This window comes from Ensifer sp. 38_S197 (assembly GCF_056924495.1).
Genome location: NZ_JBXOVZ010000002.1, coordinates 3,022,820 through 3,035,936, shown reverse-complemented (window position 1 = coordinate 3,035,936; position 13,117 = coordinate 3,022,820). Strand labels below are relative to the sequence as shown.

16 protein-coding genes are annotated in these 13,117 nt (G+C 63.2%); 6 read left to right on the top strand and 10 right to left on the bottom strand.

Features of this window, described 5'->3' with window-relative positions; genetic code table 11:
• Positions 1–300: 300 nt before the first annotated feature.
• Both AC1Z3V_RS27730 and AC1Z3V_RS27725 read left to right on the top strand, forming a co-directional pair.
• Positions 301–1,920 carry a glycoside hydrolase family 43 protein gene (locus tag AC1Z3V_RS27730; protein WP_483504164.1) on the top strand — a complete coding sequence of 540 codons (1,620 nt, stop codon included), beginning with the start codon at positions 301–303 and terminating at the stop codon, positions 1,918–1,920.
• A gap of 124 nt (positions 1,921–2,044) precedes the next feature.
• Positions 2,045–2,422: an RcnB family protein gene (locus AC1Z3V_RS27725; RefSeq protein WP_483502904.1), complete on the top strand. Its 378-nt coding sequence runs from the start codon at positions 2,045–2,047 to the stop codon at positions 2,420–2,422.
• Between the two features lie 302 nt (positions 2,423–2,724).
• Here the strand turns inward: AC1Z3V_RS27725 and AC1Z3V_RS27720 are convergent, their stop codons facing one another.
• The 3 genes from AC1Z3V_RS27720 to znuA form a co-directional block, all read right to left on the bottom strand.
• Positions 2,725–2,937 carry a hypothetical protein gene (locus tag AC1Z3V_RS27720; RefSeq protein WP_483502903.1) on the bottom strand — a complete coding sequence of 71 codons (213 nt, stop codon included), beginning with the start codon at positions 2,935–2,937 and terminating at the stop codon, positions 2,725–2,727.
• Positions 2,937–4,139 (bottom strand): zinc metallochaperone GTPase ZigA, encoded by a 1,203-nt coding sequence (gene zigA / locus AC1Z3V_RS27715; protein ID WP_483502902.1) that lies wholly within the window; start codon positions 4,137–4,139, stop codon positions 2,937–2,939. Before zigA ends, AC1Z3V_RS27720 begins: the two co-directional genes overlap by 1 nt.
• A gap of 342 nt (positions 4,140–4,481) precedes the next feature.
• The gene (znuA, locus tag AC1Z3V_RS27710) at positions 4,482–5,513 is read right to left on the bottom strand and encodes a zinc ABC transporter substrate-binding protein ZnuA (protein WP_483502901.1); all 1,032 of its coding nucleotides are present in this window, start codon (positions 5,511–5,513) and stop codon (positions 4,482–4,484) included.
• Between the two features lie 182 nt (positions 5,514–5,695).
• On the opposite strand from znuA, the gene AC1Z3V_RS27705 reads away from it, so the two are divergent.
• From AC1Z3V_RS27705 to AC1Z3V_RS27695, 3 genes are read left to right on the top strand one after another with little or no spacing between them, the layout of a single operon-like run.
• Entirely contained in the window at positions 5,696–6,601 is a 906-nt protein-coding gene (locus AC1Z3V_RS27705) for an ATP-binding cassette domain-containing protein (protein ID WP_483502900.1), read from the top strand.
• A complete protein-coding gene (gene znuB, locus AC1Z3V_RS27700; protein ID WP_429815866.1) occupies positions 6,594–7,424 on the top strand; it encodes a zinc ABC transporter permease subunit ZnuB in 831 nt (276 codons plus the stop codon). The genes AC1Z3V_RS27705 and znuB overlap by 8 nt, the downstream gene beginning before the upstream one ends.
• Complete coding sequence (locus tag AC1Z3V_RS27695; RefSeq protein ID WP_483502899.1) at positions 7,424–7,819, top strand: Fur family transcriptional regulator; 396 nt, start codon at positions 7,424–7,426, stop codon at positions 7,817–7,819. Before znuB ends, AC1Z3V_RS27695 begins: the two co-directional genes overlap by 1 nt.
• 45 nt (positions 7,820–7,864) lie before the next feature.
• Here AC1Z3V_RS27695 and AC1Z3V_RS27690 read toward each other — a convergent pair whose 3' ends face one another.
• The 7 genes from AC1Z3V_RS27690 to AC1Z3V_RS27660 form a co-directional block, all read right to left on the bottom strand.
• Positions 7,865–8,395: a gamma carbonic anhydrase family protein gene (locus tag AC1Z3V_RS27690; protein WP_483502898.1), complete on the bottom strand. Its 531-nt coding sequence runs from the start codon at positions 8,393–8,395 to the stop codon at positions 7,865–7,867.
• 75 nt (positions 8,396–8,470) lie between these two features.
• Complete coding sequence (locus AC1Z3V_RS27685; protein WP_483502897.1) at positions 8,471–9,157, bottom strand: fumarylacetoacetate hydrolase family protein; 687 nt, start codon at positions 9,155–9,157, stop codon at positions 8,471–8,473.
• 252 nt (positions 9,158–9,409) lie between these two features.
• Positions 9,410–9,616: a hypothetical protein gene (locus AC1Z3V_RS27680; protein WP_173516759.1), complete on the bottom strand. Its 207-nt coding sequence runs from the start codon at positions 9,614–9,616 to the stop codon at positions 9,410–9,412.
• 323 nt (positions 9,617–9,939) lie between these two features.
• Positions 9,940–10,176: a DUF982 domain-containing protein gene (locus tag AC1Z3V_RS27675; protein WP_429815854.1), complete on the bottom strand. Its 237-nt coding sequence runs from the start codon at positions 10,174–10,176 to the stop codon at positions 9,940–9,942.
• Between the two features lie 196 nt (positions 10,177–10,372).
• Positions 10,373–10,609 carry a hypothetical protein gene (locus AC1Z3V_RS27670; protein WP_483502896.1) on the bottom strand — a complete coding sequence of 79 codons (237 nt, stop codon included), beginning with the start codon at positions 10,607–10,609 and terminating at the stop codon, positions 10,373–10,375.
• Positions 10,610–10,713: 104 nt separating this feature from the next.
• Positions 10,714–11,106 (bottom strand): hypothetical protein, encoded by a 393-nt coding sequence (locus AC1Z3V_RS27665; protein ID WP_429815849.1) that lies wholly within the window; start codon positions 11,104–11,106, stop codon positions 10,714–10,716.
• A gap of 235 nt (positions 11,107–11,341) precedes the next feature.
• Positions 11,342–11,464: a hypothetical protein gene (locus AC1Z3V_RS27660; RefSeq protein ID WP_429815846.1), complete on the bottom strand. Its 123-nt coding sequence runs from the start codon at positions 11,462–11,464 to the stop codon at positions 11,342–11,344.
• A gap of 377 nt (positions 11,465–11,841) precedes the next feature.
• Between AC1Z3V_RS27660 and dusA the strand changes: the two genes are divergently transcribed.
• Positions 11,842–12,939, top strand: a complete 1,098-nt coding sequence (dusA, locus tag AC1Z3V_RS27655; protein WP_483502895.1) for a tRNA dihydrouridine(20/20a) synthase DusA — start codon at positions 11,842–11,844, stop codon at positions 12,937–12,939.
• Positions 12,940–13,117: the final 178 nt, after the last annotated feature.

The window sequence follows — 13,117 nt, the reverse complement described above, 5'->3', positions numbered from 1 at the left end:
CCGATTTCAAGCGCGCGTTCAAGTCCAAGGCGTGATTTTCCCGTGTAGTTCGGCCGCCTCCGACTAAAGTAGAATGCGCCGTCCCCGCGCTCTGCTCATTGTTTGTGCAAACCCGTTCCGCCTCGTCGGTCCGAGCATCGGCGGACGGTTCAAGGCAGCGCGTCAGCCGCTCGAATCGGTGTGGAAAGACGGCCACAGAGGGCGGGGCGCGTGTTTTACTGCAACGTTGCAGTCTTGAAATTGTATGATTTTTGAGATCGGATGCGCCCACCAACCGAGGACGCCGAAACCATGACCGCCATGATCCGCAACCCGATTCTCAGGGGATTCAACCCCGACCCTTCGATCTGCCGCGTCGGCGACGATTACTATATCGCGACCTCCACCTTCGAATGGTATCCGGGCGTGCAGATCCATCACTCGCGCGACCTCGTGAACTGGCGGCTCGTTCGCCGCCCGCTGGAGCGCGCCAGCCAGCTCGACATGCGCGGCAACCCCGATAGCTGCGGCGTCTGGGCGCCGTGCCTCTCCTATGACGACGGGCTGTTCTGGCTGGTCTATACCGACGTCAAGCGCTTCGACGGCAACTTCAAGGACGCGCACAACTACATCGTCACCGCGGAGGCGATCGAGGCGACCTGGTCGGACCCGGTCTACGTCAATTCCTCCGGCTTCGACCCCTCGCTTTTCCACGACGACGATGGCCGCAAGTGGTTCCTCAACATGCAATGGAACCACCGCACCGAGAGTTTCGGCGGTTCGCCGAAGCATCCGGCCTTCGACGGCATCTTGCTGCAGGAGTGGGACGAGCGCACACGCAAGCTCGTCGGTCCGGTGAAGAACATCTTTGCCGGCTCGCCGCTCGGCCTCGTCGAGGGCCCGCATCTCTTCAAGAAGAACGGCTGGTACTATCTGACGACCGCCGAGGGCGGCACCGGCTACGATCATGCCGTCACCATGGCGCGTTCGCGCACTATCGACGGCCCGTACGAGATGCATCCGAACACCTATCTGATCACGTCGAAGGATCATCCGGAAGCGCCCCTGCAGCGCGCCGGTCACGGGCAATATGTCGAGACGCCGGACGGCCAGGCCTATCACACGCATCTTGCCGGCCGGCCGTTGCCGCCGCAGCGGCGCTGCACGCTCGGGCGCGAGACGGCGCTGCAGAAATGCGTCTGGCGCGACGACGGCTGGCTCTATCTCGAAAGCGGCGGCCCGGTGCCGGAGGTACTCGTGCCGGCTCCGGCTGCGGTGGAGCAGCTACCGGAAGAAACCGTCGTGGAGACGGAGTTCGACGAGGGCGTCCTTCCGATCGAGTTTCAGTGGCTGCGCACGCCTCAGCCGGAGCGGGTCTTCTCGCTCGACGCGCGGACCGGACATCTCACGCTCTTCGGACGGGAGAGCATCGGCAGCTGGTTCGAACAGGCGTTGGTGGCGCGCAGGCAAGAGCATCATTCCTTCCGCGCCGAAACAGCGGTCGAGTTTGTGCCCGAAACCTACCAGCAGGTTGCGGGCCTGACGCATTACTACAACCGCCACAAGTTCCATGCGCTTGGCGTAACGTGGCACGAAACGCTCGGGCGGGTGCTGACGATCCTTTCATGCCCCGGCGATTTCCCGCATGGGCGGCTGGAGTTTCCCGTCGGCAGCGGTATCGCCATTCCAGAGGGGCGGATCGCGCTTGCCATGGAGATCCGCGACAACGACCTGCAGTTCTTCTGGCGGGAGACGCGCGCCGAGGATTGGCACGCAATTGGCCCGGTTCTCGATGCGGGCGTGGTCTCGGACGAGGGCGGTCGCGGCGAACATGGATCTTTCACCGGCGCCTTCGCCGGCATGTTCGCCTTCGACACTTCCGGCGCGGGCAGGGCGGCGGATTTCGGTTACTTCCGGTACATAAGCCTTGCGGCAGACTGATGCTTGTTCATTAGAAAAGACAAATAAGTATCGGATATCATTACGTATTTGTAATGCATAGCTTCATATTCGGTTCAGGAAGCGGGGCCTAATTTCCGGGTGTAGACAACGAAAGGACACCCGAATGAAACGTCTCCTGATCGCGCTCGTCGCCAGTTCCGTTCTGATCACGCCGGTCGCAGCACTTGCCCAGCCGGCAGGATCCTTCGAGGTGGCGCAGAACTATGACCGCTCCCGCCGCCCTGTTGATCGTCACGTCGACCGCCACGTCGACAAGCACGTCACGATCGAGAAGCGCGTGATCGTCAAGAAGAAGGAGCGCTGGGCGCGCGGCCATCGCCTGACACCGGCCGAACGCCGCCACATGGCGCAGGTGCGCGACTATCGCTATTACAAGCTGCGCCCGCCGCCGCGCGGCCAGCAGTGGGTGCGGGTCGACAACGACTTCCTGCTGATCAGCCTGGCGACCGGCGTCATCGTCGGCCTGGCGAGCGCGCGATAGGTATCATTTGCTGGCCACGGGGCGCTGGTTTCGCCATCCCTTGCTGCCGCCAGGAAAGACATCTCTGTCGTTCAGAGGATGCCAGTGGACCACTGGCATCAACCAGGATCTCCCTCTTCTCTGTTGCTTGTCACAGAGATCCAGCCGCCGTGCGTCGGCACGGCGAAAGATTCCGAGACAATCGGAGCTTTCTCGCGCCGCCGACGCGGCGCGGCCGGATTCCTGTGACAAGCACAGGAACGAGAGAGGTTTTTCCAACTGTTGCGTCTCGGCAAGGACGTCAGCGTGCATTGTTTAGGCCCTCACGTGGCGCGCACCATAGCCATTCCGAGGGCAGGCAATCTTTCCCGCTCTCCAAACAGCAGATGTTCGATCGCACCCATTGGCTCCAGCACCGCTTCGTCGCCGGGCGTATCGCCGAAGAACGGATCGAACATCGGCACTGGCCGCCCCGCGGCGTTCAGCGCCATGCATATGAAGCGCGTCCGGCGCGGGGCGGGCGCAGTCTTGGCCATCAGGCGGCCCGTGGCGACCAGTTGGCGAAGGGATCGGCGAGATCGCGCCAGCGTTCCGGGCGGAAGCTTTCGTCCATCAGCAGGCAGGCGTCGAGCTCGGCGCGAAGCTCTGCCTCGTTCATCGGATCGGCGCCGATGAAGACGATCTCCTGCCGGCGGTCGCCCCAGACCGGATCGATATAAGGACCGACCGCCTTCAGGAAGCCGGGATCGCGCGGCCATTGTTCCTTCGGCACCGCCGACCACCAAAGGCCCATCTTGCCGGTGCGCACCAGCGGTCCCGCCTGGCTGATCTCGCCGACATAGTGCGGGCGGGTCGCGAGCCAGAAGAAGCCCTTGGCCCGCAGCACGCCCGGCCAGGAGCGATTGAGGAAGGCCTGGAAGCGCATGGGGTCGAAAGGTCGGCGGGCGCGATAGACGAAGGAGCGGATGCCGTATTCCTCCGTTTCGGGAATATGGTCCTTGAGGCCGTTGAGTTCCTTGTACCAGAGCGGATGCTGCTCCGCCTTCACAAGATCGAAGCGGCCGGTTCCAAGCACGTCGCGCAAGCCCACCTTGCCGAAATCGGTTTCGATCAGTCGCGCGTCCGGGTTTAGGCCGACGATGATCTTGCGGGCGGCATCCACCTGCTCGGGCGTGGCGGTGCCGATCTTGTTCAAGACCACGACATCGGCAAACTCGATCTGCTCGACCAGAAGGTCGACGAGCGTGCGCGTATCGCCGTCGCCTGCGGACTCGCCACGATCGGCAAGGAAATCGAGCGAGGAATAGTCCGCAATCAGGTTCACGGCATCGACCACCGTCACCATCGTGTCGAGGCGAGAGACGTCTGCAAGGCTCTCGCCGTCCTCGTCGCGAAAGTCGAAGGTGGTGGCAACGGGCAGGGGCTCGGAAATCCCGCTCGATTCGATCAGCAGATAGTCGAAGCGGTTCTGTTCGGCGAGGTTGCGCACCTCCTTCAGGAGATCGTCGCGCAGCGTGCAACAGATGCAGCCATTGGTCATTTCCACCAGCTGCTCTTCCGTGCGCGAGAGGTCCGCGCCACCATCGCGTACCAGCGCCGCGTCGATGTTGACCTCGCTCATGTCGTTGACGATGACGGCGACACGCAGGCCGTCACGGTTGGAAAGCACGTGGTTGAGCAGCGTTGTCTTGCCGGCGCCGAGAAAGCCGGAGAGAACGGTGACAGGGAGCTTTTCCATCGAATATTCCCTTATGTTATATCGTTACAACGATGTGTGAAAGAAACGGCGGGCACGATGGCCCGCCTGATACGAGAGTGCGGCGTTTGGCGTTCGATCTTCCGGCCTGACCCCGTTTGCCAGGCAACCGGATCGTTGTCGCAACCTCTCCGTTGCCTGTGGTTGACCTTTTCTCTCGTCATCCTCGGGCTTGACCCGAGGACCCAGTCGTCGGGTGCGAATCCATGGCCGGTTTTGTGGCCGTCGCGCCCGCAGGACTGGATGCTCGGGTCAAGCCCGAGCATGACGGAGGTTGGGGACGACGGACGCGGACGCCCGCCGATCCCGTCTTGGGAGGACGGGTCAGCTTGCCGAGGCGAGGCAGGTCTTCAGCGACGTGCCGATACCTTCCATCATCTGGAAGTAGAGATCCGGGCCGGCGTCGAGCGTGCCGGCTTCCGGGTCGAGCGTGCCGGACTTCGCCGGCGTTCCTTCGATCACCACGTTGATCAGCTTCGGCTCGAACTGCGGCTCGGCAAAGACGCAAGTGGCGCCCAGCTCCTTGATCTTGGCATGGATCTCAGAGAGCCGCTCGGCACCCGGCAACACCTCGGGGCTGACGGTGATTGAGCCGGCGACGCGGACCTTGTAGCGATGCTCGAAATACTGGTAGGCGTCGTGGAAGACGACGAAGGGCTTGTCCTTCACCGGCGCCACGGTCTCCGTCAGCTTGGCGTCGAGCGCGTCCAGTCGCTTGTTGAGTGCTTCGAGATTGGCCTTGTAGGCGCCGGCATTGTCCGGATCGGCTGCGGCGAGCGTCTTTTCGATCTCGGCGGCCATCGCCTTGGCATTCATCGGGTCGAGCCACATGTGCATGTCGGTATCGCCGTGGCCGTGGTCGTGGTCGTGCCCGTGCGCTTGGGCCGCTTCCGGCGCTGCGGCGTGATCGTGCTCCGCTTTGCCTTCCGCATGCTTGTGGCCTTCCTCTCCGTGGCCCTCGTCGCCATGACCTTCTTCGCCATGGTCATGGGCTTCGAAGGCGCCGCCCTCGCGGAATTTCAATTTCTCGATGCCAGGTGCTTCGCTGAGTTCCACCACCTTGGCGTCGCCGCCGAGTGCATCGAGCGGCTTGTCGAGAAAGGCTTCGAGGCCCGGTCCGACCCAGAAGACCACCTTGGCCGCCTGCAGGGCCGAGGCGTTCGAGGGCTTCATGTTGTAGGTGTGGGGGGAGGCGGCGCCCTCGACGATCAGCGACGGCTCGCCCACACCCTGCATGATCGAGGCGACGAGGGAGTGGATCGGCTTGATCGAAACCACCACATTGGGTCCGGCCGCCGCAGCGGGTGCGGCAAGCAGCATGGTGGAGGCAAAGAGCAGGGCGGATGTCGATTTCATCGGGTTCTCCGGGCTTGATTGGCGCCTCTGGTCGCAGCGACCAGGCACGCTTCGGGCATGCAATGCTTCACTCCGACTGGCCTTCGATGGCCTTGAAGTCGGCATGTAATGTTATTACATCAATTGCGTTATGCTATAACGTGTGCGATAGCCAGTGGCAACCATCAACCCGGAATTTTTTCATGCTGAACTTCCGCACCTCAGAAACGCTGCCGCTGGTCAATCTCAGCAATGCCGGCGTGCGCCGCAATGGCCGCTGGCTGGTGCGTGGCGTCGAGTTCTCGATCAGCCCGGGCGAAATCGTCACGCTGATCGGGCCGAACGGCTCGGGCAAATCGACGACGGCGAAGACGGCGATCGGCGTGCTCAAGCCGGACGAGGGCTATGTCGAACGCAAGCCGGGCCTCAAGGTCGGCTATGTGCCGCAGAAGCTCGCCGTGGACTGGACGCTGCCCTTGACGGTGGAGCGGCTGATGACGCTGACCGGGCCCTTGAGGGGCCGGGAGATCGAGGAGGCGCTCTCGGCGACGGGCGTGCTGCATCTGGCCAAGTCCGAGGTGCAGCATCTTTCGGGCGGCGAGTTCCAGCGGGCGCTTTTGGCGCGCGCCATTGCCCGCAAGCCGGATCTGCTGGTGCTCGACGAGCCGGTGCAGGGGGTGGATTTCAGCGGCGAGATCGCGCTCTACGAACTGATCAAGCAGATCCGCAACCGCACCGGCTGCGGCATCCTGTTGATCTCGCATGATCTGCATATCGTCATGGCGGAGACCGACACCGTCGTCTGCCTGAACGGCCACGTCTGCTGCCGCGGCACGCCGCAGGCCGTCAGCCAGAGCCCGGAATATCAGAAGCTCTTCGGACGTCGGGCCGCCAATACGCTTGCCGTCTACAGCCATCACCATGACCACACCCATCTGCCTGATGGCCGCGTCCTGCATGCGGACGGGTCGATCACCGAACATTGCTTCCCCGGCGATGGCCATCACCACGACGAAGAGCAAAACGTACACGACCACGGCGAGGATTGCGGCTGCGGCCACCATACGCGGCTGCACGGTTATGAGCAGAAGGAGAAGCGCGATGCTTGATGATTTCTTCGTGCGCGCGCTGATTGCCGGCATCGGTATCGCCGTCACGGCCGGGCCGCTCGGCTGCTTCGTCATCTGGCGGCGCATGGCCTATTTCGGCGACACCATGGCGCATTCGGCGCTGCTCGGCGTCGCGCTGTCGCTGCTTCTCGAACTCAACCTGATGCTCAGCGTCTTCATTGTCGCCGCCGTCGTCTCGGTGCTGCTGCTCTTCCTGCAGCGGCGCGGCGCGCTGTCGACCGATGCGCTGCTCGGCATCCTCTCCCATTCGGCGCTGTCCTTCGGCCTGGTCATCGTCGCCTTCATGACCTGGGTGCGCATCGATCTTGTCGGCTTCCTCTTCGGCGACATCCTCGCCGTCTCGGAATCCGACATCGATATCATCTGGGGCGGCGGCATCCTCGTCGTCTTCGCCATCGTCTATCTCTGGCGGCCGCTCTTGGCCTCCACCGTCAATCCGGAGCTGGCGGAGGCGGAGGGGCTGCAGCCTGAGCGCGCGCGGCTCTTCTTCATGCTGCTGATGGCACTGGTGATCGCGATCGCCATGAAGATCGTCGGCATTCTGTTGATCACCTCGCTGCTGATCATTCCGGCCGCCACGGCGCGGCGCTTCTCGACCTCGCCGGAGGTGATGGCGGTGCTCGCCTCCGTCATCGGTGCGCTTGCCGTTACCGGCGGACTTTTCGGTTCGCTGCACTGGGATACGCCGTCAGGACCGTCTATCGTCGTTGCCGCGGTTGGGCTTTTCGCTCTGAGTTTGTTGCCGATCGGCCGCCGCCCGATCGAGGCAGCGCATCATTCCACGCCCGGAGGACACCACTGATGGCTACCCCGCTACTGACCAAGAACCAGACGCTGGTGATGGATGCGCTCAGCCATTCCGAAGGGCCAATGAGCGCCTATACCATTCTCGACAAGCTCCGCGACCATGGCTTTCGCGCGCCGCTGCAGGTCTATCGCGCGCTCGACAAGCTGCTCGAATACGGTCTCGTGCATCGGCTGGAGAGCCTGAACGCCTTCGTCGCCTGTACCTGCCCGCATGATCACGAGCACGATCATGGCGTCACCGCCTTCACCATCTGCGAAGGCTGCGGCCAGGTGACGGAGTTCCACGACGCGGTGATCGAGCAGCGGCTTTCGACGCTGACGCGGGCGCAGAGCTTCAAGACCGAGAAGACCACGATCGAGATCCGCGGCCATTGCCCGAGCTGCGCGTAAGTTCGGGCTGCCTCGACCGGGACGGAGCCGCTCCCCCGCTTGTTTTCAATCCAGCCGGCTGAGGTCGGCGGCGTAACGCCGCCAGTTCTTCACATAGTGCGCCGACGAGCGCTTCAGGCCCTCGACGGCCGCGTCGTCCAGCGTGCGGATTGCTTTCGCCGGCGCGCCGACGATCAGCGAATTGTCGGGGAATTCCTTGCCTTCGGTCACCAGCGCATTGGCGCCAACAAGGCAGTTGCGGCCGATCTTGGCGCCGTTGAGCACGGTCGCGCCCATGCCGATCAGCGAGTTCTCGCCGATCGTGCAGCCATGGATGATGGCGCCGTGGCCGATGGTGCAGCCTTCGCCGATCGTCACCGGAAAGCCGGGGTCGACGTGGATGACGACGTTTTCCTGGATGTTGGTGCGGGCGCCGATCCGGATCGGCTCGTTGTCGCCGCGCAGTGTCACGCCGAACCAGATGCCGACCTCGTCGCCGATCTCGACCTGGCCGATGACATTCGCGTCCGGCGCCACCCAGTAGCTGCCGTCCGATGGAGTCTGCGGGCGAAGCGATCCAAGGGCATAAAGCGGCATCGGCAGATATCCTTCCTGTCGTCTGAATAATGCAAGGCCGGGAACAGCGCGTCAGCCATTCCCGGCACAGTTCCGCTAAAGGACGTGCACGGCAAGGGCCGCGACGCCGTCGACGCCGCAGGTGACCTCGTCGCCGCGCACCACGGCACCGACACCCGACGGCGTGCCTGTCATGATGACATCGCCGGGGGCCAGCGTGAACAGCTTGGAGAGCTCGGCGATGATCTCCGGCACCTTCCAGATCATCTGGTCAAGATCGCCCTGCTGGCGCATTTCGCCATTCACTTTCAGCCAGATGTTGCCGTTGACCGGATGTCCGATCGCTTCGGCCGGCGTGATCGCCGAGACCGGGGCGGAATGTTCGAAGGCCTTGGCTGCCGCCCAGGGCTTTCCTGCCTTCTTGGCCTCGGCCTGCAGGTCGCGGCGGGTGAAGTCGATGCCGACGGCATAGCCGTAGACGCAATCCAGCGCGTCCTCGACGGCGATGTCGCTGCCGCCGCGCTTCAGTGCCACGACGAGTTCGACCTCGTGATGGACATCGGCAGTCAGCGGCGGGTAGGGGAAGGTGCTGCCGGCAGCAAGCAGGTTGTCCGGATTCTTCTGGAAGAAGAACGGCGGCTCGCGGTCCGGGTCGTGCCCCATCTCGATGGCGTGGGCGGCATAGTTGCGGCCGACGCAGTAAACCCGGCGAACCGGAAAGCCGACCAGGCTGCCTGATATCGGCAGCAAAACGGGAAGCGGAGGAGGGATGATTGTTTCCATGATCGTCCGGTCTTGGGCGTCCATCTGTCTCAAGCGACAGGAAGGCCGCTGCGCATTTCATGTACGCTCGCCGTCGACCGATAGCGGTTTCAAGCGAGGCGGAGAAGAATCCGGACGTTACTGCATAAATCCGCGAATCGGAATCGATCCGAAGAAAAATAAGACGAAGGATCGGGTGGAGGTTTCGGCATGGGCGCGCCCGGACGGGCGCGCGTGATTACGGCATCCGAAAGGGTGCCGTGAGCGGCAAACTCAGGCGCACTGTGCGTAGGCCTGAAGCTGATCTCGGGTCAGGAACCGCCCGTCCGAGCGCGAATTGAGCTCGGGATGGCTGTATTCCAGACTGGGAACCTGGGGAAGCTCAAGCGCCTGGCGCACGGTCATGATGCCGACGTCACGGCGGCCACCTTCACGCTTCACGCTGACTTCAACGATGCGATAGAGATTGCTCTCGCTCATATGTTCTCTCCCGTGTATCGTTTTTTTTGAATTCCCTTGTGGGGATTAAGCGCTCCGAAATTGGTTTTTGTGAGGCACCTCAGAATATAGACCAGAGAAATGAAGGCTTCACGACAGAAATCGGGCCGTTTCTGGAAAAATCATGCGTGGTTGGGCGATAATGCGCCGAAACGATGCAATTCTTGAGCAAATGCTCAATATCTGAGCCATCCCTCTTTTGTCATCGGGTACGCGGCTTCAACGAAAAAATGGTAGCTTGCGCTCGCCGATGGCGAACGTTCGCCACCCGGGGGCGGCGAGATCCAGTCCGGCGCGGATGCGCCTCAGTGCGTGCCCAGTTCGGCTTCCTCGGCCGCCGAGATGAACAGCTTTCGCGCTTCCTCGGCCGTGCGGCGACCATCGATCGCGGCGCGGCAAGCACTGCGGGCGGCAACATAGAACGGCCCCCGGCGGGGCCAATGGTCGGCAAGGCAGGCGAGCGCGTCTGAGGGGCCTTTGACGGTGCGGCAAACACCGCCAACAAAGTCGAGCTCGATCGGCTGTTTCCAGACTAATTGCATGCGTCTCCTCCTCGAGATCATCTCAATGAACGTCGGCATCGCGGCTGTCGGCCCCTGGCTCCTCTCAAGTGGCGTCGGCAGTCGATCTTGCTAATGTAGCGCAGGAGGACGGATTTGTAAGCAGCTTTTCCGTGTTTGTACGGCCGGATGCAAGCGCAGGCCGTAGGCTCTGATGCCGATGACGGATGTGGCAGGCCTAGCAGGAAGCGTATCGCTGCAGGCGCTCGGCAAAGGCGCGGCCGGCAACGAGCAGGCGCATCTCGTCGGTGTTGCCGGCGAGATAGTCGTCGATCAGCATCCGGGCATGGCGGCGCGCCCGTTGGCCGTCGCGCGCCCAGCCCTGTTCAAGGCAGAGTTCGTCGAAGACACGCTGCAGCCGCTCCATGTCGCCCTTCGACAGGGCAAGGCATTGTGTCGCTCGCAAAGGGGCCACCTGTTCCTCCCGCAGCACCGAGTTCCCCGGCGCGCACTATGGCAGAACGCCACCGAATTGAACCCCTTGGGAATGAGGGGTCTGCCGGTCTCGGAGCTTGTCAGTCAGGCCGCCGGTACGACACGGTCGACCTTGGTGCGGCGGCCGCCTTCTTCGATGCGGTAATAGTCGGAGCCGATCAGGGCGTACTGGTCGCAACGCCGGCCGCCGTCCTCGAAGGTGATGCAGACCTCGTCGCCGGTGATCGTGTAGGTTCCGCCGTCACGCACTTCGTAGTCGCGATAGCCGTAACGGCCGTCGGCGAAGAAGGTGGAGTTGACGCCGTTGAGATTGTAACGCAGCGTCTTGCCGACGAGGAAGGCCTGCAGCGCGTCGCCGGACAGCGTCGGCACCGAGGGGGCGGCAGGTCTCGGTGTTGCGACGTCAGGCGCCTCCAACTCCATCGACTGGCATCCGGCCAGTAGAAGCGTGAGCAGTGCCGCGATCGCGCGTTTCATGCCGTCCGTCCTTGTTTCTGTCGGTAACGTTGCAGGAGCCAGCGGCTCTCGCGCGTCAAACCACAGCGCCGCGCGTCTAGTCAGATGCGCAAAGGTCGCTGCAGCATTTGATTTGCCGCATGCCTTAGGCCCTAAATCGAGGTCGATTTATGGAGACACGCAGTAACGCGCGGCGCTCTAATCGCCTCCAGGGGCACCTGTCAACCCCGCTGAACACGGGCGGGCGGGGCAGCCTTCAGAAGAAGTTGCCGGCCACCGCCGCAGCGACCGTGGCAGCCAGCGCTGCAAGGACGATTGCTGCACCTATGACGGTCGCTAGTGTTCGCCGGCGCCGTGCGCCGCTCCAATCGTAGCTCATGTTTTCGCTCCGACGACGATCATGTCGAAACGGGACAATCGGCGATTCTGCTTAACAAAAGGGAAACCATGGCCGCTGGCCGTCGAGGTGGCCTCGGGGATACCGGACCATGTGCAATTTCACTGCACAGAAAGTGACATCAATTGACTGTCGACCGCGGGAGACGATTTCGCGGTCGGCAGTGCCGCCCCATTCGCCGCGACCGGATGCGGATTCCGGCATGGGAACGCCATCTCGCATTCTCAGGTTTTACGCTGTATAAGGCGCCGTCCCGCATGGGAGCTTTGGCGCCGGGCGGCGCCACTGCAGCAGATCCGCCGCGAGTGCTACATTGTGGCACCGGCGCGCACAGCCAGAATGACGAGAGTTGACCGAGCATGGCAGAAGGCCGCGCACAGCCCGAAAACCCGGGCAATCGCCACTATTTCAACGCACCGGTCTTTGCCGTGGCGCCTATGATCGATTGGACGGATAAGCACTATCGGTTCTTCGCGCGGCGGCTGTCGCAGCATGCGCTGCTCTACACGGAAATGATCGTCGCCGAGGCGATCCTGCGTGGCGACCGGCAGAGGTTGCTCGGCTTCGACCTCTCGGAGCATCCGGTTGCGCTGCAGCTTGGCGGCAACGATCCGCGGAAGATGGCGGAGGCGGCCAAGATTGCCGAGGACTTCGGCTATGACGAGATCAACATGAATGTCGGCTGCCCGTCGGACCGGGTGCAGTCCGGCACGTTCGGCGCCTGCCTGATGCAGGAGCCGGAGACGGTGGCGGCCTGCGTTGCGGCGATGAAGGCGGCGGTCAAGATTCCGGTCACCGTCAAGTGCCGCATCGGCGTCGACGACCAGGATCCGGAAGTGGCGCTGAGGACGCTCGTCGCGCAGGTTGTGGCGGCCGGCACGGATGCCGTCTGGGTGCATGCGCGCAAGGCCTGGCTGCAGGGCTTAAGCCCCAGGGAAAACCGCGAGATCCCGCCGCTCGACTATGATCTCGTGCATCGGTTGAAACAGGAAAATCCCAATCTTTTCATCGGTATCAATGGCGGCATTCAGACGTTGAGTCAGGCGCTTGAGCAGGTGCGGCATCTGGATGGCGTCATGCTCGGCCGTGCGGCCTATCACGACAGCGCCATGCTGACGGCGGCCGACGGGTATTTCCCGCATCCGCTGACGGGGGCGGCACCGGCGGCGCAGGAAGCCGGTGCGTTCTCCGAGCGCGGCCATCGCCTCGATCTCGATTTCTGGGCCGATGTCCGCGACGCGATGGCCGACTACGCTGGCGCACATATCGCCAATGGCGGTCGACTGATTCATGTGACGCGGCATATGGTCGGCCTGTTCCAGGGCTGGCCGGGGGCGCGGCGCTATCGCCAGCTTCTTTCGGCCGATGCCACCCGCAAGGGCGCCGGGCCGGAGGTGATCCACGCTGCCTTCGACGCCGTGTTCGAGGCGACGGCGGCCAAGCAGGCGGCGGAGTAGGGCGGCGACGCGAGCAGATCGCGGCGATTGCTACTGTATGTTTCCCCGATCGTTGCGGAGGGAACGCAGCGATTGAATGTGCGATGGCGATCTTTGGTGTCTGCAGCGCTGCAGAGTGTTCGAGGTAGGGCGGCAAAAATCTCTCCACTCGTCATCCTCGGGCTTGACCCGAGGATCC

What these genes read in the sequence shown, in the direction of transcription:
- AC1Z3V_RS27730 (WP_483504164.1), top strand. Translation starts at nt 301, where the DNA reads ATGATCCGCAACCCGATTCTCAGGGGATTCAACCCCGACCCTTCGATC.
- AC1Z3V_RS27725 (WP_483502904.1), top strand. Translation starts at nt 2,045, where the DNA reads ATGAAACGTCTCCTGATCGCGCTCGTCGCCAGTTCCGTTCTGATCACG.
- AC1Z3V_RS27720 (WP_483502903.1), bottom strand. Translation starts at nt 2,937, where the DNA reads ATGGCCAAGACTGCGCCCGCCCCGCGCCGGACGCGCTTCATATGCATG.
- zigA (WP_483502902.1), bottom strand. Translation starts at nt 4,139, where the DNA reads ATGGAAAAGCTCCCTGTCACCGTTCTCTCCGGCTTTCTCGGCGCCGGC.
- znuA (WP_483502901.1), bottom strand. Translation starts at nt 5,513, where the DNA reads ATGAAATCGACATCCGCCCTGCTCTTTGCCTCCACCATGCTGCTTGCC.
- AC1Z3V_RS27705 (WP_483502900.1), top strand. Translation starts at nt 5,696, where the DNA reads ATGCTGAACTTCCGCACCTCAGAAACGCTGCCGCTGGTCAATCTCAGC.
- znuB (WP_429815866.1), top strand. Translation starts at nt 6,594, where the DNA reads ATGCTTGATGATTTCTTCGTGCGCGCGCTGATTGCCGGCATCGGTATC.
- AC1Z3V_RS27695 (WP_483502899.1), top strand. Translation starts at nt 7,424, where the DNA reads ATGGCTACCCCGCTACTGACCAAGAACCAGACGCTGGTGATGGATGCG.
- AC1Z3V_RS27690 (WP_483502898.1), bottom strand. Translation starts at nt 8,395, where the DNA reads ATGCCGCTTTATGCCCTTGGATCGCTTCGCCCGCAGACTCCATCGGAC.
- AC1Z3V_RS27685 (WP_483502897.1), bottom strand. Translation starts at nt 9,157, where the DNA reads ATGGAAACAATCATCCCTCCTCCGCTTCCCGTTTTGCTGCCGATATCA.
- AC1Z3V_RS27680 (WP_173516759.1), bottom strand. Translation starts at nt 9,616, where the DNA reads ATGAGCGAGAGCAATCTCTATCGCATCGTTGAAGTCAGCGTGAAGCGT.
- AC1Z3V_RS27675 (WP_429815854.1), bottom strand. Translation starts at nt 10,176, where the DNA reads ATGCAATTAGTCTGGAAACAGCCGATCGAGCTCGACTTTGTTGGCGGT.
- AC1Z3V_RS27665 (WP_429815849.1), bottom strand. Translation starts at nt 11,106, where the DNA reads ATGAAACGCGCGATCGCGGCACTGCTCACGCTTCTACTGGCCGGATGC.
- AC1Z3V_RS27660 (WP_429815846.1), bottom strand. Translation starts at nt 11,464, where the DNA reads ATGAGCTACGATTGGAGCGGCGCACGGCGCCGGCGAACACTAGCGACC.
- dusA (WP_483502895.1), top strand. Translation starts at nt 11,842, where the DNA reads ATGGCAGAAGGCCGCGCACAGCCCGAAAACCCGGGCAATCGCCACTAT.